Source organism: Aliiglaciecola aliphaticivorans (genome assembly GCF_054782055.1).
This window is the reverse complement of record NZ_BAAGTF010000012.1, coordinates 49,344-69,455: the sequence shown is the minus strand read 5'-3', so window position 1 is coordinate 69,455 and position 20,112 is coordinate 49,344. Positions and strand designations below refer to the sequence as shown.

General features: G+C 40.8%; 18 protein-coding genes, 4 tRNA genes and 2 pseudogenes. 5 read left to right on the top strand and 19 right to left on the bottom strand.

Translation table 11 applies throughout. From position 1 onward, the window contains the following. Positions 1-109: 109 nt before the first annotated feature. The 13 genes from ACYVIL_RS07455 to ACYVIL_RS07395 all read right to left on the bottom strand — a co-directional run bounded on the left by ACYVIL_RS07455 (position 110) and on the right by ACYVIL_RS07395 (position 11,488). Entirely contained in the window at positions 110-2,635 is a 2,526-nt protein-coding gene (locus tag ACYVIL_RS07455; protein WP_460312061.1) for a DUF927 domain-containing protein, read from the bottom strand. 299 nt (positions 2,636-2,934) lie between these two features. After that, the gene (locus ACYVIL_RS07450; RefSeq protein WP_460312060.1) at positions 2,935-3,150 is read right to left on the bottom strand and encodes a helix-turn-helix transcriptional regulator; all 216 of its coding nucleotides are present in this window, start codon (positions 3,148-3,150) and stop codon (positions 2,935-2,937) included. A 141-nt stretch (positions 3,151-3,291) separates the two neighbouring features. After that, the gene (locus tag ACYVIL_RS07445; RefSeq protein ID WP_460312059.1) at positions 3,292-3,990 is read right to left on the bottom strand and encodes a hypothetical protein; all 699 of its coding nucleotides are present in this window, start codon (positions 3,988-3,990) and stop codon (positions 3,292-3,294) included. A gap of 148 nt (positions 3,991-4,138) precedes the next feature. Then, positions 4,139-4,573 (bottom strand): hypothetical protein, encoded by a 435-nt coding sequence (locus tag ACYVIL_RS07440; RefSeq protein WP_460312058.1) that lies wholly within the window; start codon positions 4,571-4,573, stop codon positions 4,139-4,141. Between the two features lie 261 nt (positions 4,574-4,834). Beyond that, positions 4,835-5,260, bottom strand: coding sequence for a hypothetical protein (locus ACYVIL_RS07435; RefSeq protein ID WP_460312057.1), 426 nt, complete (start codon positions 5,258-5,260; stop codon positions 4,835-4,837). A gap of 23 nt (positions 5,261-5,283) precedes the next feature. Beyond that, entirely contained in the window at positions 5,284-6,528 is a 1,245-nt protein-coding gene (locus tag ACYVIL_RS07430; protein ID WP_460312056.1) for a tyrosine-type recombinase/integrase, read from the bottom strand. A gap of 217 nt (positions 6,529-6,745) precedes the next feature. Further along, positions 6,746-6,832, bottom strand: a tRNA-Leu gene (locus ACYVIL_RS07425). 66 nt (positions 6,833-6,898) lie between these two features. Continuing rightward, positions 6,899-6,972, bottom strand: a tRNA-Cys gene (locus ACYVIL_RS07420). Positions 6,973-6,976: 4 nt separating this feature from the next. Continuing rightward, positions 6,977-7,052 (bottom strand) — tRNA-Gly (locus ACYVIL_RS07415). Between the two features lie 164 nt (positions 7,053-7,216). Further along, the gene (pgsA, locus tag ACYVIL_RS07410) at positions 7,217-7,798 is read right to left on the bottom strand and encodes a CDP-diacylglycerol--glycerol-3-phosphate 3-phosphatidyltransferase (RefSeq protein ID WP_460312055.1); all 582 of its coding nucleotides are present in this window, start codon (positions 7,796-7,798) and stop codon (positions 7,217-7,219) included. Between the two features lie 78 nt (positions 7,799-7,876). Beyond that, a complete protein-coding gene (uvrC, locus tag ACYVIL_RS07405) occupies positions 7,877-9,706 on the bottom strand; it encodes an excinuclease ABC subunit UvrC (protein WP_303472185.1) in 1,830 nt (609 codons plus the stop codon). A gap of 8 nt (positions 9,707-9,714) precedes the next feature. Next, positions 9,715-10,359: a UvrY/SirA/GacA family response regulator transcription factor gene (uvrY, locus tag ACYVIL_RS07400; protein ID WP_303472187.1), complete on the bottom strand. Its 645-nt coding sequence runs from the start codon at positions 10,357-10,359 to the stop codon at positions 9,715-9,717. Between the two features lie 1,037 nt (positions 10,360-11,396). Further along, positions 11,397-11,488 (bottom strand) — tRNA-Ser (locus ACYVIL_RS07395). A gap of 305 nt (positions 11,489-11,793) precedes the next feature. Between ACYVIL_RS07395 and ACYVIL_RS07390 the strand changes: the two genes are divergently transcribed. The 5 genes from ACYVIL_RS07390 (at position 11,794) to ACYVIL_RS07370 (ending at position 13,940) form a co-directional block, all read left to right on the top strand. Continuing rightward, positions 11,794-12,471 (top strand): Bax inhibitor-1/YccA family protein, encoded by a 678-nt coding sequence (locus ACYVIL_RS07390; RefSeq protein ID WP_303472189.1) that lies wholly within the window; start codon positions 11,794-11,796, stop codon positions 12,469-12,471. Positions 12,472-12,558: 87 nt separating this feature from the next. Next, positions 12,559-12,951, top strand: coding sequence for a sulfurtransferase complex subunit TusD (tusD, locus tag ACYVIL_RS07385; RefSeq protein ID WP_303472191.1), 393 nt, complete (start codon positions 12,559-12,561; stop codon positions 12,949-12,951). After that, positions 12,948-13,307 carry a sulfurtransferase complex subunit TusC gene (gene tusC / locus ACYVIL_RS07380; protein ID WP_460312054.1) on the top strand — a complete coding sequence of 120 codons (360 nt, stop codon included), beginning with the start codon at positions 12,948-12,950 and terminating at the stop codon, positions 13,305-13,307. The genes tusD and tusC overlap by 4 nt, the downstream gene beginning before the upstream one ends. Then, positions 13,304-13,591: a sulfurtransferase complex subunit TusB gene (tusB, locus tag ACYVIL_RS07375; protein ID WP_460312053.1), complete on the top strand. Its 288-nt coding sequence runs from the start codon at positions 13,304-13,306 to the stop codon at positions 13,589-13,591. Before tusC ends, tusB begins: the two co-directional genes overlap by 4 nt. Positions 13,592-13,601: 10 nt before the next feature. Next, on the top strand, positions 13,602-13,940 hold the full coding sequence (locus ACYVIL_RS07370) for a TusE/DsrC/DsvC family sulfur relay protein (protein WP_303472194.1): 339 nt from the start codon (positions 13,602-13,604) through the stop codon (positions 13,938-13,940). Between the two features lie 82 nt (positions 13,941-14,022). Here ACYVIL_RS07370 and serS read toward each other — a convergent pair whose 3' ends face one another. The 6 genes and pseudogenes from serS to ACYVIL_RS07340 form a co-directional block, all read right to left on the bottom strand. Beyond that, a complete protein-coding gene (gene serS, locus ACYVIL_RS07365) occupies positions 14,023-15,318 on the bottom strand; it encodes a serine--tRNA ligase (RefSeq protein WP_460312052.1) in 1,296 nt (431 codons plus the stop codon). 10 nt (positions 15,319-15,328) lie between these two features. Continuing rightward, the gene (gene crcB, locus ACYVIL_RS07360; RefSeq protein ID WP_303472198.1) at positions 15,329-15,712 is read right to left on the bottom strand and encodes a fluoride efflux transporter CrcB; all 384 of its coding nucleotides are present in this window, start codon (positions 15,710-15,712) and stop codon (positions 15,329-15,331) included. 12 nt (positions 15,713-15,724) lie between these two features. Next, the gene (locus ACYVIL_RS07355; RefSeq protein WP_460312051.1) at positions 15,725-17,032 is read right to left on the bottom strand and encodes a replication-associated recombination protein A; all 1,308 of its coding nucleotides are present in this window, start codon (positions 17,030-17,032) and stop codon (positions 15,725-15,727) included. 2 nt (positions 17,033-17,034) lie between these two features. Next, on the bottom strand, positions 17,035-17,682 hold the full coding sequence (gene lolA / locus ACYVIL_RS07350; protein ID WP_460312050.1) for an outer membrane lipoprotein chaperone LolA: 648 nt from the start codon (positions 17,680-17,682) through the stop codon (positions 17,035-17,037). 5 nt (positions 17,683-17,687) lie between these two features. Beyond that, positions 17,688-19,460 (bottom strand): annotated as a pseudogene (locus ACYVIL_RS07345) (DNA translocase FtsK); the annotation flags it as partial. Between the two features lie 207 nt (positions 19,461-19,667). Further along, a pseudogene (locus ACYVIL_RS07340) lies at positions 19,668-20,102 on the bottom strand (DNA translocase FtsK 4TM domain-containing protein); the annotation flags it as partial. Positions 20,103-20,112: the final 10 nt, after the last annotated feature.

Sequence of the window (20,112 nt, the reverse complement as noted above, 5' to 3'; positions counted from 1 at the left end):
TCCAACCATCTTTTGCACAAAACAATACATTATGCAATAGAGTGTAGTCAACCAAGTTTTGCACAAAAGAAGGGTTATGCTATTTTATAGGATACTTCATGATCCAACCTCAGATTGCAAATAGCCAATACTTTTCACCATACAATTCAATTTGAGAGGCAACATGTTTAAGAATTTGCATTTCTTCAATGTTTCCTGAACCACCTCGTCTTTTCAGCCATGCTTTAAACTGACTTTTAGATGCTGCTAAGCAATGGCCGGTATCCCAACCAGTCAAACCAAAGATAGTGGCAAGCTCACCGGCTAAAGCGACGACAGCAAATTTTTCTGCGGCGCGCCCTACTTGCCCATTTGCCTCTTCACCTAGCGTTTCGAGTTTAAATTTTTCGATGGATTCATACAGGCTATCGGTTATAGTTTTTCTATCTGACGTCACCAAGCGATTTATAAACTCTTGGAACACTGCACCGTGATACTTGCAAACCGACTTCCTCAAATGGTTTGACAAATCAGCACCGCCGGTAAAGCCTTTGCTGTCATTAAAGATTCCAAGCCTTTTTCTAGTAACTTCATCTTCATGAGGGCTTGCGTATATGGCGATAAAACGCATTTCCATGCCACCTGTAACACTTTTGCCAGTTTCGCCTAAGTACTGCTCTAGTGTCTTTTCACCATTAGAAATAAACGCTAATTGCCAGCTTAGGGACGATTGGCCTTTGTAGTCAGAGCCAGAACGGTTTTTACCTTTACCATTACCCAACATGTAAACCACATTATCAATGATGCGAGGATCAACTTGGTTAAGTTCATCCAACGCCAATAACATATCTGAATGCGTCGCAGCGATCCCCTCTAAAGCATTGTCTGTAGTTCGCCACGTTTTTCTATATTCATCAGGGTTCCCATAAACTGAGCAGGCGATATTAAGAAGGGTTGACTTGCCTAATGAACTATCCCCGTAAAAGTGAAAACCGATATTTTCGGATAGGCCAAGCATATTAACTAACGGGCCGCTAAAAGCGATACAGACAGCCAGAATAGCTAGTTCATTGCCAACGCAATATTTTGCAATATTGTTTTGCCAGTCCAGTACATCACCGGCTACAGCTAACTTAGTTGGGGCAATAGATTCACTATCAAATAATAAGGGCTTTTCAGTTTCGCCAATTGTTTTATCTGGTAAAACAAAAGCACCCCAATGCCATCCCAACTTAGGCACAAGTCCAATTCTCTGCTCTGGGGAGCTTGCCTGTAAATACTGCAGTACTTTACGGCCTGAATCTCTAGACGTTTCAATTTTTAGGCCTCGGTCCAATAATCCCTTTCGGATATCGGTACCGTTATCAGTAGCAAATAATTTCATTGGAATGTTCCATGACTTTTCATTGTTGTCATAGTCGTAAAAACTAACTAGTATGCCCCAGTTTTGACCGGAACCCGCTGCGTCATGCGTTCTAGCTAAAATCTTTAAGGGTGAACAAACCAACTTATACATTTCATTGCCGTTTTCATCCGTGCTTACCCAAGTTTCAACACCTTTTTCACTTAATCTAAACCCATCAGGAACTGTGGGATCGATGGAGTCAGTAGATACGGATTTTGAGTGTTGCAAAAAGAGAGATTTGTTTTTCTTTAATAAATTAATGTGTTCAGATGTCCAGCCTAATTCTATAGCATCTGCAGCATCAGCCTTTTCAGGCCAGATACACGTTTCACCAAAGAACGGTTCGCCAGCTTGATTTATTTTTGGGACTAATTCAAAAGCTTTTAAGTCAATCGTAGCCAGCTTATTGCAACCCAATCCAAGCAAAATTGTTTTTAGCTGAGCTGCACACGTTTTTCCCGCTTCATCATTATCTGGCCAGATGATTACAGTTCGATTCTTCAACGGGCTAAAATCAGCTTTCCCCTCAGCTTTTGCTCCATTAGGCCATGTCATACACACGCAAGAAGGAAAGAGTAATTTGGCTGCATCGGCGGCTTTTTCACCTTCGCATAGCACCACTGGTGATTTAGAATTTTTCGCAAGTACGTCTAAACCATATAGAGGCTTGTTAATAGATGGGGCTTTCCATTGCCATTTGTAATTTTTGTTCCCAATATCAAAATACGCAAGAGGCCTAAACTCTTTAATTAGCTTGTCGTCGATTACATTTTCAAATCTCAGCACCTTCATTAGAAGTTGCCCATTCTTATCTAAATAATCCCAAGTAAATTTAGGCCTACCGAGCTGATAATGTTTTAAAGGACAGTTTCCTAGTGCGCTATTAGGTATAGGCATTATGACTTTGTTTCGAACTTGCTTGGGTGATTTCTTCGTACGAGCGTTTGCTCTATCTATTCCTTTCGTGTTTAAGAAACTCGACAATACTTTACAAGCATTACCTTGTGATTGATTCGTGACAAAAGCAACAAGTGATATTACATCAGCTCCCTTGTCACCAGTTGCAAAATCTGACCAAATCCCAGATTTGACGTTTATTTTAAAAGAGCCTGCCCGGCTATCAGCTCTATTTGGATTTAAAGCCGTGTATTCATGTCCATCATATTTACCACCTGGTAAATACTTATCTAGAATTTTATCAATCTGGGATAATGCGACAGCGGCAGTATGTTTAAAATCCAGTTTATTCATGGATATTATCCGCCAATTCAGCCGCAAATCCACATTGAGGGAAAACATATAACGCACCGTGTTTCCAATTCTTACATTCTAAATGCTTAGGGAAGTCTAGCTTTGTAAACACGATAGATTTGGGTTTTTCATCGTTGCATAGCGAACATGGTTTAAAACCACAATTGTTAACCGATGGTTCGTTAGGTTTGAATTCAATTATTTTTCTTAAAGGCTTTCCAAACTTTCTAGCTTTAATTACCGAGTTTGTACTGGATACGCAGTTCACAATAAGATAATAGTGTTTAGGTAAAATCATCTTATTGCCCTCTAGAAATGGCAATTCGTTCCAATTTCCATTGATTGACTTCTGAGAGAATCCAAGCTGATGCACGTAAACCAAGGCTAATGGGTTTCGGGAATTCGTTTTTTTTAACGAGTTTGTAAATCGTTGCTCTCTTGAGTCCAGTTTCCCTTTCGACATCTGAAATGCGTAGAAATGGATCTGAATCAGTTTGTGGGTGTTGTAAGGACATTATAATCTCCAGTAATGGCTAGACACGTATTGTGTCGACTGAAAAATAATGTAAAACCGATAACCCCGTTAAGACGGGATTTTTGCAGAATATTGTGAAAATCACATTAATATTATAAATAACATAAACATAGCGTTAAATTTATCTTAAAAAATTATTTTTCAACGCTGATGGTGCAATTCGCCTAATATCGCTGTCAGAGGGCTCGGATAAATTGGGGAAAAATATTACACAAAGCAGTCTCACCAACTCTCGTTGTGGTTTACCGGTAGCTATTTCGAAGTAATTTGCAATAATTTGAATAAAATATGCTCTATGAGAATTTCTGTCATTTGGTTTTTTTAAAGATATTGGGGAATTCTCTAAAAAATTGTCGATATCGTATTCATTTAGATGTTGGAGATCTTGCAAAATCCGCTTCAGTGAAACAGCTTCAAAACATGAGAGACCTAGATCTTTTCTAGGATCTGATACCTTCGGGGAATCAAACTCATTAGTCTCGTCAATTAAGTCACATAACTGTGCCATGAATCTGTCTGTTATGCGTTCATAAGGTGTGTCCTCCACCAATGCCTCAAGCGTTTGTGCACACTTAACCAAATTTTCCCGATGCTTTTCTCTTTCTTTCGGTGTCATTCTTTCAAGTCTGGACAAGTTGTGCTCCAATGCCCGAATCAACGCATTCAAAAATTCATTTAAATCAATGTTTGGGAATGAGCATAGCCTTTCCCAAAATAACTTAGCATTATGATCATCTAGGACTGAGAAACTTAGATATATCTTCGCTGCAACTGATGCCCGCATAGCATCTGAATCGGTACCATGGCATTCAATAATCATTTTCAAATACCGTGGGACATATTCGGGAACCCAGTGTGGAAATTCTCTTCTTAGCAAACCGCACCCCTACGGAACCCAAAATAATTCACCAAGCCAGAACAGTTGGGTTCTGTCTCTTCGGGAGCTACCCTAGACTTGGTAAAACCGACTAAGCTGCTTTAGGATTTCCGGATTTGCATTCTATTATTGATTCCAGCTCCTCAACAGCATTAAAAAGCAAAACGAAAATACAATCGATTCCTTGCTGGAATTGTTTAAATATTTCTGATGGTATGTCTTGAACACATTTCACTGAATTGAGCATATGTGAGAATTCATTTCTAATAAAAATGAGCTCGTTCAATAACGTTTTGACCTTCCCACTGCTCATTTGTTGCTTTTCTCCATTGACGTATTCGTCAAATGTTGTAAACAGCTTTGAAAAACGTTGTTCAGACTTGGCAACATTTTCAGCGTAACCAGAATCCACACAACATTTGTCATTCAGACCGGTTTGCTTCAAGCAGAAAATTAATCCACCGATACGTTCCAGCTGTATCACGTGATGCTCTAAATCAGAGTTAATTCTAGTTTCTTTAATCATATTTTTTCTCCTTATTTACCAGCCTATAAATTTTTAATAGTGATTTGAATCATTTAAGCACTATAACTTTGGCGATTTTGCCGATCTTTACGTCTTGTTGTCTTTGCTTTTGGTTTGCTCTCATTAGCTTTTAAATTTCATATTTCTTTTCAAATTTACTCTCGGTCGTTTTAACTGACTCTATGTCTGCTAAATACATGTCGATTAGATTCATAATTACTAGATTTCGAGGTGTCACTAAGTGACATTGCGGAATCAAATTTATGCTGCATTTAAGTCTGACTGAATAATGATGTCGTTCATAATCTTCGCAGCATCGAACAAAATTCTATTAATACCAAACAATCCCATCAACTGGGCTTTATCGATTTCGGTTGGTTTTTCACCGGTTGATGGACTGATTTCCATATAGTAATTTAACGTCTCAGAACAAACGTTTAGCAATTTGCTACATTCAAACACTTCAATAAAATCTGCATTACTACCATCAAAATCTGCAAGTAGTGAAACTAGTTTCTTAGCCTCTTCTACATTGTTCATGTGCCGTTCCAATTCATCTGTTCTAGAGCAAACCATTTCTGATATATCGGATTGACCTGCAGCTATCATGCAAACCATCAATCCATATGCTTGATCTACTAAGCAATTTACTTCACCGATTGTTGAATCAAGCTTTATCTTCTTCACAATATAGTCCTTCAGTATTTTGGTTAGTTATTGGAGTTTGATTTAAATATAGGAACAACGTTTTCTTTGGATGTAAGCGAGGTTAAGTAATCTGCCCACCATTGCATCATTTCTCGCCTCTCGTTGAGGTATCGCGCATGATGGGTATAAGCGGCTCTTACGCCGTTTCTTTCCATATGTGATAACTGTCGTTCGATAGCATCCGGATTGAAACCAGATTCATTCAGTATCGATGATGCTGTTGCTCTAAAGCCGTGTGGATTAACCTTACTTTTACCTTTCGTTTTTCCGTCATAACCTAAGCGAAACATTGCCATTCTCAGCGTATTGTCTGACATACATCGAAAGCGATTACGTTCAGAAGGGAATAGAAATTCGAAACGGCCACTAATGGGCTTGATTAGGGCTATAGTTTCAACGGCCTGATCTGCAAGTGGAACAATATGTTCAGTTTTCATTTTCATTCTATGGGATGGAATACGCCATAGTTTTTCTTCTAAGTTGATTTCTTCCCATCTTGCTCCGATTAACTCACCAGGTCTTACGAACGTATAAAGCAAAAAATTTATTGCTAACTTGGTAAGCAATCTGCCTTGGCCGGTGTAAGTTTCTAGATCTTTAAGAAATTGAGGTAATTCTTCTCGAGGCAATGAGGCCCTATGTTCAGATTTTCGTTTTTGGAGAACTCCTGTAAGCTCGGCGGCTGGATTGTAATTCATAGTTCCAGATTGCACTGCAAATCGGCAAACTCGACGAATATCTTGTAATACTCGCTGCGCTACATCTAATGCTCCCCTTGTTTCGATAGATTGAATAACACGAATAATTTCTTGTGGAGTTATTTCATCAATTTGACGTTCGCCGATTTTGACAAGGGCATTGTCATTTAATCGCGTCCAAACTCGGGATGCATGATGATCTGTCCACTGTCCTTTTTGACGTGTCCACCAATTGTAAGCTTGTGATTTGAAAAGCTTCGTTGAATCAATATCAATCGTTTGTTTCTGCTCTTTTCTATGCGAATTAGGATCAACGCCATTTTTCAGGAGTTGTTTTGCATAAGCAACTATTGAGCGAGCATCTTTGAGAGAGATTTCTGGATATACACCTACAGCTAAAGTTTTTTGCTTTCCTTGATAACGATATTTAAGCCGCCAATATTTAGAGCCGTTAACCTTTACAAGTAAACGCAGACCTTTTTCATCTGATAGCCACGTATCTTTTTCCTTTGGCTGCGCCTGTTTAATTTGAATATCTGTAAGTGGCAATTGGTGCTACCTTTCCCTTAACAATCAGATTGGTGCTACCAAGAACAGCTAGACAAGGTGCTACAAACTGAGAATTGAAACGATGTAGCACCAAATGTAGCACCAACTTAGGTGAGATGACAATAGGTGTTAATAGACGATATTAGACAGTAAATTCTTATTATAAGAGGGTTTGAAGTATTTATGAGACGTTAATAGGTGACTGTAATACTTAAAATGGTGCCCGGGGCCGGACTTGAACCGGCACGATCTTACGATCGAGGGATTTTAAATCCCTTGTGTCTACCAATTTCACCACCCGGGCATCGGATGAACTCACATAACCTGTGAGGGGTTTTAGCAGTACCTCATGTATTATGAGGAGGCTTTATGGAGGCGGAACCCGGAGTCGAACCGAGATCCACGGATTTGCAATCCGCTGCATAGCCATTCTGCCATTCCGCCAATTTGGAGCGGGAAACGAGACTCGAACTCGCGACCCCGACCTTGGCAAGGTCGTGCTCTACCAACTGAGCTATTCCCGCATTTAACTGCTTTTAAATATCTTTTCAGTTAATTACATTTGGCTCTCGCTAAATGATGGCGTGCATTTTACATTCAAAGAGATAACTGTCAACAACAAAAATGATGATTTTGTACTGTTTGCACGAAAAATGACTTAAACGCATCAATTTCGAGCAAACCGCGTTTATTTTGTACTAGATTGATTAGAACTAGTTAAACTTTTCCATGCAGCCACTGTGTAAGAAATCATCGACCAAGTGGATAATATAGTTGAAAGATATAATAAGACGTATCCTAATTTAACCCAATAAATGGGGTATCCCATAAAATAGTCCATTTCTGATAACAAACCGATTAAAGCAAGCATTTGCGCCATGGTCTTTGCTTTACCAATAAACGACACTGCAACAATATCTCGTTTACCCTGTTGTCCCATCCATTCTCGCAAAGCTGAAACGTATACTTCCCGGGACATCAATAAAATTGCAGGTATAGTAATCCACACAGTATTGTAACTATGGGTAATCATTATTAAGGCAGCGGCAACAATTAATTTATCTGCGACAGGATCGAGAAATGCTCCAAATGCTGAAGATTGTTTTAATTTACGCGCTAAATAACCATCAAACCAATCGGTTAACGCAGCAAACCAGAATATAAATGCTCCTGCTTGCCTGGCCCACTCCCAATCAAGAAAATACACCACCACAAAAACAGGGATGAGTAACACTCGTAACATGGTGATAATATTTGGAATTGTCCACATACTTCTTTCTAACCTTTACTTTGTTTTGCAACCTTTGAATTTAGGTCGTCTTGGAATTTGGCTCATTTTTGAAATTGTTTAAGAATGCAGATGCTCATAAATAATATCTGCAAGCTCTTCACTAATTCCAGGAACTCGGGATATTTCATCTCGGCTAGCTTTTAAGACGCCGTGGATCCCCCCCATATACTTTAATAAACTCTGGCGTCGCTTCGCGCCCACTCCCGGTACTGACTCTAAAACCGAAGTGCGTTTGGCTTTTTGACGCTGTTGTCGGTGACCGGTAATAGCAAAACGATGGGATTCATCTCGAATATGTTGAATCAAATGTAATGCTGGGGAATCGGCTGACATAGGTATAGTATCATGATTCCCAGCAAGAATAAGAGTCTCTAGACCAGGTTTTCGACTGGTTCCTTTAGCTACGCCAATTAATAAGGGTTTTTTCGCAGCTTTCCAATTTTCAAAGTGCCCTTCTGCTTGCGCTAATTGCCCTTTACCACCATCGATAAACACAATATCAGGAATTTTTGATTCGTCAGTGGGTTGTTTATATCGCCGACTTAGCGCCTGTGCCATAGCCGCATAATCATCACCTGGCGTAATTCCTTCGATATTGTAACGACGGTAATCGGTTTTAAATGGTCCGTCACGATTAAACACCACACATGAAGCAACGGTTTGCTGACCAGACGTATGACTGATATCGAAACACTCCATTCGCTGAATGGGCTGTTCCAACTCCAGTACTTTTTCCAATTCTAAATATCGGGCAAATACCGATTTTTGTTGGTTTTGTTTGGCTTCTAATGCATTTTCAGCGTTGGTCATAGCCAATTGTAAATAGCGTTTTTTTTCGTCCCTTGCGCCTTTGTAGAACTTGACTTTATAGCCGGCTTCGGCGCTTAACAGTTCAGTAATCGCGTCTTCATCTTCTAACCCCATGGGCATAACGATTTGTTTCGGTATGGTTTTATTACCGGCTAAATAAAACTGTAGAACAAAGGACTGTAAAATTTCCATTTCAGTAGTTTGGCTAGGCACTTTGGGAAAGAAACTCTTACTACCTAATAATTTATTATCGCGAATAAACAAGCCCTGAATGCTAGCGATGCCATTTCGATAAACAAATCCAAGCACATCCATTTCTTGTTCATTGCCACTCACCCACTGCTGCTCTTGTACTTTATTCAAAGCACTAATTTGATCGCGATATCGTCCAGCAGACTCAAAACGTAGTTCACTGCTGGCCAGTTCCATCCTATTCACCAAACTTTCAATTACTTGTTGATTTTTGCCTTTTAAAAATAAGGTAGCAAGTTTAATCTGTTCATTATATTCCTCATCAGACACTAAACCTTCTACACAAGGTCCTGCACAACGCTTTAGTTGATATTGCAAGCACGGACGGCTTCTGGCCCGGTAATAACTGTCTTCACACTGACGAATGGGAAAGAGTTTTTGCATGGTTCTAAGACTTTCTCGCACTGCCCATGCACTGGGATAGGGACCGAAATACGTTCCCTTAGCTTTCTTTGCCCCACGATGAAGGGCTAATCGTGGGTGTTTATGCTCAGAGAGGAAAATAAAAGGGTAAGATTTGTCATCACGTAAAACTACGTTATATCGAGGTTTGTATTTTTTGATGAAATTATTTTCAAGAATAAATGCTTCTGTTTCGCTATGCACAACAGTCACATCCATATCCGCTATTTGCCGAACTAACGATTGGGTTTTAATACTATCGACGTTAGTTCTAAAATAACTCGAAACTCGTTTTTTAAGATTTTTAGCTTTGCCTACGTAGATAACGTCGTTGTTATCGTTATACATCCGGTAAACACCGGGTTTCGAAGTGAGGTTTTTTAAAAAGCCTTTGTGATCAAAAGGGACTGCTTTGTCTGTCATACCAATTTTTACAGTTGATTCGTATCAATTAAATTATGACGAAGGGCCAAATGGGTTAATTCCACATCAGAGCCAACGTTTAATTTTTCGAACATACGATATCGATAGGTGTTAACCGTTTTGGCGCTGATATTAAGCTTATTGGCAATATCTGGTACGCGACTTCCTTTGGTTAACATAATGGTGATCTCTAACTCCCTGCGAGATAACTGATCAAACGGATTTTCGTCATTTAAATTTAATTGCCCTATGGCGATTTGTTGAGCTATTTCGGGGGCAATATAGTGTTGACCAGAAGATACTTTACGGATAGCAATAACCATTTCTTGAGGATCAGTGCCCTTAGTTATATAACCATAGGCGCCTAATTGCATCACCCTTGCTGGAATAGGATTTTCAGTGTGGACGGATACCACTATTACTTTTGAATCTTGGGCATAATGTATAATTTGCTTGGTTGCTTCTAAACCACCAATACCGGGCATGTTCATGTCCATAAGCACAATATCTGGAGGCGAATTTCGACAGAATTTAATCGCTTCTTCACCGTTTTTAACTTCCCCAACGACCTTAAAGTCAGCTACATCTTCTAGAATTCGTCGGATACCCGTTCTTACCAGTTCGTGATCATCGACTAAAAGCAGTTTTATCAAGGTTTACCCCAAAATCAATCAACAACAATATATTCATTAGACTTCGTTACAAAAAGAGTGCGAAACAAATGCTTAATTAAGCAGTTAGACGGTAACGAAATTCTGACTAAATCCTAAAATCCTTTTGAGGAAACATGTGAATAGTAATTATAGCGGGATTAAAAATATCCTGTATAGGGTTAATTTGATACTTAACTAGGAATATCTAAACAAAAAGTTATTAAAATCAACCTAACCCACCTGTAGGTCGGGCTTTAGCCCGAATAAACTCTACATAGTTTGCCTAATCCACCTGTAGGTCGGGCTTTAGCCCGAATAAGCTCTACATAGTTTGCCTAACCTCACCTGTAGGTGGGGCTTTAGCCCGAATAAACTCTACATAGATTGCCTAACCTCACCTGTAGGTCGGGCTTTAGCCCGAATAAGCACTGAATAGATTGCCTAACCCACCTGTAGGTCGGGTTTTAGCCCGAATAAGCACTGAATAGATTGCCTAACCCACCTGTAGGTGGGGCTTTAGCCCGAATAAGCTCTACATAGATTGCCTAACCTCACCTGTAGGTCGGGCTTTAGCCTGAATAAGCTCTACATAGACAAAAGCGTCGAACCGCGGGGCTTCTCACCCTCGCTTCTTTTTCTTCGAACTTGAAAAGCAAAAACCCGCAACAGGTGCGGGTTTTTTAAATGTGGCGGATAGCGAGGGATTATTCCGGGCATCCTGCCCTACACCCCTTCGGGGCCGCACTACGTGCGTTCAAATTTGTTCCCGACAAATTTGTCGAACCGCGGGGCTTCTCACCCTCGCTTCCTTTTCTTCGAGCTTGAAAAGCAAAAACCCGCAACAGGTGCGGGTTTTTTAATGTGGCGGATAGCGAGGGATTATTCCGGGCATCCTGCCCTACACCCCTTCGGGGCCGCACTACGTGCGTTCAAATTTGTTCCCGACAAATTTGTCGAACCGCGGGGCTTCTCACCCTCGCTTCTTTTTCTTCGAGCTTGAAAAGCAAAAACCCGCAACAGGTGCGGGTTTTTTAATGTGGCGGATAGCGAGGGATTCGAACCCCCGGTACGTTTGACCGTACGTCTGATTTCAAGTCAGGTGCATTAAACCAGGCTCTGCCAGCTATCCGAATTGTGTACTTCAATAATCTGTTAAAGCATGTCACTATTCAGTTAAATGTTTCAGCGCTTTCGAAGTGGGGCGAATATTAATGACCTTTTTGCTGCTTGTAAAGGGTATTACGCAATTTTTTGTTCAAGTGCTCTTTCTTTGTCCGATTTGTTCGCTATTTCAACGAAATATCGTTTGTTACAAAGAGTTAATACGATAACACTTGAAAAAGTGAACCAAACACCATACAAATACACTAATTAAACAATACTAATGCATTTTGCATAGTCACTCACTTTTATATGCCTATTGGAGGTTTTTTTATGGATCAAGATCGTTATGCTCATATAGACAGGGTCGGCTCACGCCCGTCAGTATTGGAGACCAATAAGGTTCTTCGCAATACTTACATGCTGCTAGCAATGACATTGGCATTTAGTGCTGTATGCGCTGGCGCAGCAATGGCGATGGGCCTTGGCCAAGGCGCAGCAATGATGATGAGTCTGGCTGCATTGGTTATGATATTTTTCTTAAATAAAGTTGAAAACAGTTCGAAAGGAATTCTATTTGTTTTTGCTTTTACTGGTTTGCTAGGCGGCTCCTTAGGGCCCATGCTAAATTACTACTTAGCTTTCCCGGGTGGCTCAGCACTCATTATGCAATCATTAGGTACCACTGCGTTGGTGTTTTTTGGTTTATCGGCTTATGTATTGACCACTAAAAAAGACTTTTCTTTTATGGGCGGTTTCTTAATGGTCGGCCTAATTGTTGCTGTTGTAGCCAGTCTTGCTAATTTGTTCTTAGGCATTCCAGTGCTAAGTTTAGCAATTAGCGCAGCAATCGTGTTTATTATGTCAGGTTTGATCTTGTTCGATACAAGTCGAATTGTGAACGGTGGCGAAACCAATTATATCCGTGCAACTGTTTCTATGTATTTAAACATTTATAACTTGTTCACCTCTATTTTACACTTACTTGGTGCATTTGGCGGCGACGATTAATATTTTTTGATATGCTAAAACACCTCAGCTTTGCTGGGGTGTTTTTTTATGTGGCGAGAAAAGCCACCACAACAACGGAGCAGTTTTTTGGCTAGTTTCAGCATCATAGTTACCTCTTCCCCACTTGAATCTCAAGGCTGTTACAGCGCCTACCGTTTTGTTCAAGCGGCACTAGAAAACGGCCACAGTATAACCGGCGTTTTCTTTTATCAGTCAGGCGTGGAAGTAGCTAATGCATTTCAAACTATGTTGTCTGATGAATTAGCGCTTTATCCTAAATGGTGTAAATTAGCGGATAAATATACGATCCCGTTACAGGTATGTGTTACAGCAGCTAATCGACGTGGCATTTTAAGCCAGCAAGATGCAATACAAAATGACACACCTAACCAGTATAACCTTAATCCTCCATTTCAATCTGTGGGCATTGGAGAACTTGTTAGCATGCTTAATGAAAGTGACAGGAGTATCCAATTTTGAAGTCTCTGGCAATCATTAATCAATCTGCGCCAATGGCCAATCATGCCGGTCAAGAGTCGGTGGACTTAGTTCTTGCTTCTGCTAGTTTTGGCCAAAATGTCAGTGTGTTTTTTGTCGATGACGGGGTATTTCAGTTGCTCAACTCACAAAATCCAGGTGAAGTGGAACACAAACATTTTACTAAAAGTTTCGGGGCCTTTGAATTCTACGACGTAGAGAATATATTTGTTTGCAAAGAAAGTTTACACACACGGGGGCTTAAAAAAGCTCAGTTAAATGTAAGTTGCCAGCTTTTAACCCCATCAGAGTTAAATGCTCAACTTCTAAAATCTGATAATACAATTACACTATCATGATCCTACATAAATTTTCAGCCAGCCCATTTTCGCAATCGAATCTAATAAGCGTGTTAGCCCGTGTTGAACCCCCTGACGGCATATTATTAGTAGAAGATGCGGTCTATGGGTTAACTTCTAAGCTTATATTAGAGCCCATTTTACAACGTACCTCAAAAGTTTATGCCCTGAACTCAGACTGCATTGCTAGAGGTGTAGAGTGTGCTGAAAAAATAATTACTCAAATCGATTATAGTGGTTTTGTTGCCCTAACGCTTGAGTACGATAACGTCATATCTTGGTAAAAGAATATAAATGGAACATTACATCGAATTTAATAGTAAAAAAATAGCCACCGATAAAATGGGATACTTATTATCTGTAGATGATTGGGAGCCAGAACTAGCTGAAATTATTGCTGCAGGTGAAAATATTGAGTTGGACGAAAATCGTTGGCAAGTGGTTAACTTTGTAAGGAACTTTTATTTAGAATTTAACACCAGCCCTGCTATTCGTGCACTAGTGAAAGCCATGGCCAACGAATACGGTCCTGAAAAAGGCAATAGCCGCTATTTACAGCGTTTGTTTCCCAAAGGTCCAGCGAAGCAAGCTACCAAGATTGCAGGATTACCTAAACCAGCCAAATGTTTGTAGTTATTCAAACAGATTTCGTGGCTTAAAATAAAAAATGCAGCATAAACCATGCTGCATTTTTGTTTTAATAATGGCGGTTAACTTAGTTGACTGAAATCACGTCTAAACCATTCATATAAGGTACCAATACCTTAGGGATGGTGACAAACCCATCTTGCTGCTGATAATTCTCAAGAATAGCCACTAGTGTTCGACCTACCGCCAAACCCGAACCATTTAGGGTATGCAATAATTCTGGTTTATTGGTTTCAGGGTTACGATACCTGGCTTGCATTCTACGCGCCTGAAAGTCCAACATATTGGAACAAGAAGAAATTTCACGATAGGTATTCTGTGCCGGCAACCAAACTTCCAAATCATAAGTTTTACAGGAGCCAAAACCCATATCGCCAGTACACAACAACATTTTACGATAAGGTAGTTCAAGTAACTGCAGCACTTTTTCTGCGTGCCCCGTTAACTCTTCCAATGCATCAAAAGAATCTTCTGCTTTAACCAACTGAACCATTTCGACTTTATCGAACTGATGATTACGAATAAGTCCTTTGGTATCTCTACCATAAGAACCGGCTTCGCTGCGGAAGCATGGCGTATGAGCGGTCAATTTAATCGGTAAATCTGCAGCGCTATATATTTCATCACGTGCGGTATTCGTTAAAGGAACCTCTGCAGTAGGAATTAACGATAACCCCTGGCCTTCTTCGGTTGCAGGCATAGTGTGGAACGCATCTTCCTTAAATTTTGGAAACTGGCCTGTACCAAACATGCTGGCTTCGTTAACCAAATAAGGAACGTACATTTCAGTGTAACCGTGCTCAGTGGTATGTAAATCTAACATAAACTGTGTAAGGGCACGGTTTAGACGAGCAATTTGCCCACGCATAACAACAAAACGAGAACCTGAAAGTTTAACTCCGGTTTCAAAGTCTAAGCCTTTTGCCAGTTTTTCTGCCACATCTACGTGATCATTTACCTCAAAGTCAAATTCCCGAGGCGTTCCCCAGCGACTCACTTCAACATTTTGGTCTTCATTCACGCCAACAGGAACCGAATCGTCAGGCAGGTTTGGGATCCCCTGAGACCAAGCAGCGATCTCGTCTAACAATTCTGCTAATTCAGATTTTGCCGCATCTAAGTCATCCCCTAATTTGCCAACCTCAGCGAGCAAAGGAGCAATATCTTCGCCAGATGCTTTTGCTTTACCAATAGACTTAGAACGTACATTACGTTCGTTTTGCAATTCCTGGGTATGCATTTGTAACGATTTACGGCGTTCTTCCAATGCATTAAATGCGTCTACATCAAGGGTGAAACCACGACGTTTTAATTTTTCCGCTGTTTCATTTATGTCATTACGTAAGTATTTTGGATCTAACATCTGTTAATTATTAACCTTTAACCAATTGCGTTCCTAACCATGCTGCCAACAAGCAACAGGTTATATTTAAAACGATATTAAGGATCCCTTTCAACCAAAGCCCTTGTTGCATCAGCAACAAAGTATCCACAGAGAACGTTGAGAAGGTAGTAAATGCACCGAGTAAACCGATACCAATTGCAGTTCGCCAAACAACTATTTCTATTAGCCCCTGTTCAATTAAAGCGTATACCAGGCCAAGTAAAAACGAACCAACTACATTGACCAGCAGTGTACCAAAAGGAAAGCCTTTACCAAACCATTGCAACATCATTTGTGAAAGAAAAAAGCGCATACACGCACCAACTGCCCCACCTGCAGCGATGTAACCATAAATAGCCATACTGTGCGTCATTTATTGCCCTTTTTACTGTTTATCATCTAAATCTTTGAGAAAGCGTAATTTAGCCTTAATTTTTGTCTCAAGTCCACGTTCAACGGGTTGATAATATTCAGTATCCAGCATTTCTTCTGGCAGATAGCTTTCACCCGCCGCATAAGCATGGGGTTCATTATGAGCATATCGATAATCTTTACCATAGCCCAGATCAGCCATTATTTTAGTGGGCGCATTGCGTAGATGGGCTGGAACGGGATAGTCTGGTTTATCTTTAACGTCCGCCATCGCCGCTTTAAAAGCAGTGTACACAGCATTACTCTTTGCTGCGCATGCACAATAAATGGAGGCCTGAGCGATGGCTCTTTCACCTTCAGCAGCGCCTACCCTGTGGTAGATATCCCAAGCATTTAAACACACCTGCATGGCCCTAGGATCGGCATTACCAATATCTTCGGTGGAAATGGCGAGTAGTCGTCTTGCAACAGCGAGTGCATCTCCACCGGCGGTTAATATTCTAGCATACCAATATAAAGCACCATCGGCAGATGACCCACGAACGGATTTGTGAAACGCTGACAACATGTCATAAAATAAATCACCGCCCTTATCAAACTGAGAAACTTTCTCTCCCACTGCCAGGGCAACAGTGTCAATAGTCACTATACCATTTTCGGCAAAATCGACACTGAGTTCTAAATAATTAAGTAGTCGACGGGCATCACCACCGGCTAGTTCAATTAGTCGCTTCTGAGCAACTGTATCTATTTGAATAGATTGATTGCCTAACCCATTCACTTTGTCTTGCAATGCCTGCTCAATAACTTGCTGTAAGTCATCAGTACTCAGAGCTTGAAGAACGTACACTCTGGCCCGAGATAACAACGCGTTATTTAGTTCAAAGGAGGGATTTTCCGTGGTTGCGCCAATAAAAGTCACAGTGCCGTCTTCGATAAAAGGTAAAAAAGCGTCCTGCTGGGCCTTGTTGAACCGATGAACTTCATCCACAAACAATATAGTTCGTTTACTTTTTACCATGGCGTGTTGTTTGGCGACTTCGATGGCACTTCGAATGTCTTTCACACCAGAGGTTACTGCGGAAATTCGTTCGATGTGGGCATCACAATGACTGGCAATAATCTCTGCTAGTGTGGTTTTACCTGTCCCTGGCGGTCCCCACAAAATCATTGAATGGCAATTACCATTTTCTAGCGATTTTCGTAACGGCTTATTCGGCCCAATAATATGTTGTTGACCCACATATTGAGCTACGGTTTTAGGGCGCATTCTTGCCGCTAAGGGTTCAAATGATGGCGTGTCGTTAAAGTCCAATTCCATTTTTATCGTTGATCGTCCAAATCAAAGCCATCTGGGATGGTAAAAATAAATTGCTCTTCACTAATTTTAATATTTTGTTTTACATCAGAAAATGTCAATTTACTGGTTTGCTGCTGACGATCGATAAAGCTTAATTGACTCAATTGATTATTTTCAAACTTTAGTTTTAGTTCACTAATTTGCGACTCGGGAGAGATTGCAATAATGCTGTACACATCATCAGAATAGGTAATCGTAAATTCTGACCACTGCTGGTTACTTGGATTAGTCAATAATACAATAGGGTTGTTAGATACTGAATCGGCCTGATTAATCGCGGTAACTTGCTCAACAAAAGGATCGGAATACCAGAGTGTTGTGCCATCTGCCACCATTAAGTTTTCATCTGGGGAATTCACTTGCCAAATCATTAAGTTGGGTTGTTTTAATGTCATTTGACCTGAGGACTCTTGAACCAACTCTCCTTGACCGTCTGTGACCTGTTGTTCGAATGCCGCAGTAAAGGTTTTTAACGATAACAATTTTTGTTTTAAACGTTCACTGGCTTCAAGACTATTTTCTTGATTGGCCAAAGCTTGACCGGTAATAACTAACATCAGCATCAAAAATCCAATGAACAGATGTGGTATTTTGATTAATTTACTTCTCATTTTACTTAATCCTTCGGTGGCGGTGGTGCTAAGACTTCACGAGTACCATTATGACCCGCTGCACTTACGACGCCACTTTGTTCCATTTGTTCAACTAATCGTGCTGCGCGATTGTAACCAATTCTGAATTTACGTTGCACACTCGATACCGATGCGCGCCTAGATTCAGTAATAAATGCCACAGCCTCATCGTAGAACGCATCGAACTCTTGATCTGCACCTTCAGGCTGTTCTCCGGGCAGTAATACTTCAGCACTGCTTTCACCGTTGAGAATTTCATCAATATAATTGGGTTCGCCACGTTTTTTCCAATCAGCAACAACTGCGTGCACTTCATGGTCATCCACAAACGCACCATGGACTCGCGTAGGTACGCCAGTGCCAGGGGGCAAATACAACATGTCACCCATACCTAACAGTGACTCCGCACCTTGTTGGTCTAAAATAGTACGAGAGTCAATTTTCGAGGAAACTTGGAAGGCAATCCTGGTGGGGATATTGGCTTTAATTAACCCTGTTATTACATCCACAGAAGGACGCTGAGTAGCAAGCACTAAATGGATCCCCGCGGCACGTGCTTTTTGTGCGATACGAGCAATCAATTCTTCCACTTTTTTACCAACAATCATCATCATGTCAGCAAATTCATCTACTACGACCACTATGGCGGGTAGTTTTTCAAGATCTGGCGCTATGGTTTCCATGCTTTCTTCAAAGCGCCAAAGGGGATCTTTTATGGGATTGCCGTCTTCAATGGCTTGTTTAACCTTCGCATTATAACCTTTAAGATTTCGCACCCCCAACGCTGACATGAGTCGATAACGGCGTTCCATCTCTCCAACACACCAACGCAGGGCATTGGCCGCCTCTTTCATATCGGTAACAACTTCTGATAATAAATGCGGTATACCTTCATAAACCGAAAGTTCCAGCATTTTCGGGTCAATCATGATCATGCGCACATCTTCTGGGGAAGACTTGTATAACAGACTAAGGATCATCACATTAACCCCCACCGATTTACCTGAGCCTGTTGTACCTGCGACTAACAAATGGGGCATTTTTGCTAAATCAACTATGACAGGTTTACCCGATATATCAGCGCCTAACACCATAGTCAAAGGGGACTCGTTGCCCTGAAATGCTTGGCACGAAATCACTTCACTTAACCGCACCATTTCTCTATTTTTATTAGGTAACTCAAGTCCAATTACCGATTTACCCGGGATAACCTCCACCACACGCACAGACATTGCCGACATAGCACGGGCTAAATCCTTTGACAAAGCAGTGATGCGGCTAACTTTAACACCAGGCGCGAGTTCTAGCTCGAAGCGAGTAATCACCGGACCTGGAAAGACGCCCACAACTTTAGCTTCAATATTAAAATCGAGTAATTTCTCTTCGACTAAACGCGAAACCATATCCAACTCTTCTTGAGTAATCGGATTTTTAACTTTATCTGCTCGTTCCAATAAATCGAAAGATGGTAGTGGGCCTAGTGATTCGTCCCCCTCCCCTGCTGTTGCAGAATGTGTATTTCCATTTAAGTTGGCGGAATGTGAGCTCTGTGCAGGTTTAGGTTTGACTTTGCTTGGATGATCATTAGTCGCTTGTTGAGTGCCGCCCTCTTGTTCATCCCTTTGCTTATCTTTTTTACCTGTTATTTTCTTCTTAAGCTCGGACACAGACAAAATACTAGGCTTAGGCTCTGGTTCTGGTGCAGACTGTTCAAAAATTTCATCAGGAATGCTTATGGATGGTTCTACTGGCGTCGCGCGCTCAGCGGCTTTGAAGGTGGTAATTTCCACCTCGTTTTCTTTATCATCTTTATTGGAAGGCTTAAAAGACAATCTTGCTATCGGGCTCTGTTCGATAAGCTTAGGCGCGCGATACAAAAATATTCCAGATCTAATGCTCAGTTCACCTAATTTATCAACCACCGTAATAAGAGAAATCCCCGTTACAAGGGTTAAACCGGTTAATAAAAAACATAATAATAATAAAGTCGTGCCGACTAGACTGAAATAAGGGATCAACGAACTGCTTATGACATCACCAACCATTCCGCCTGCGGAAAAGTGGAAAATATCATCAAAGTTAATGCTCAAAATACCTGAGATACCCACTAAAAATAATATTGAACCGATAATACGTAGGCCAATGGTGAAATAGTCAATTTGCTCTATTCGTTTAACTTGCTGAAATAAAAACCACCCTGTGAAAGCAATTATAAACGGTAATATATAAGCAAAGCGCCCGAAACTGAAAAACAGCACATCAGCAAACCAGGCACCAATTGGCCCTACCCAATTATGGATATTTCCTTGAAAACCCGCTTGCGACCAACTCGGGTCTGCACTATTAAAAGATGCTAAAGCAAGCAGAATAAAAAATGCGAACGAACATGATAAAATCATGCCCACTTCC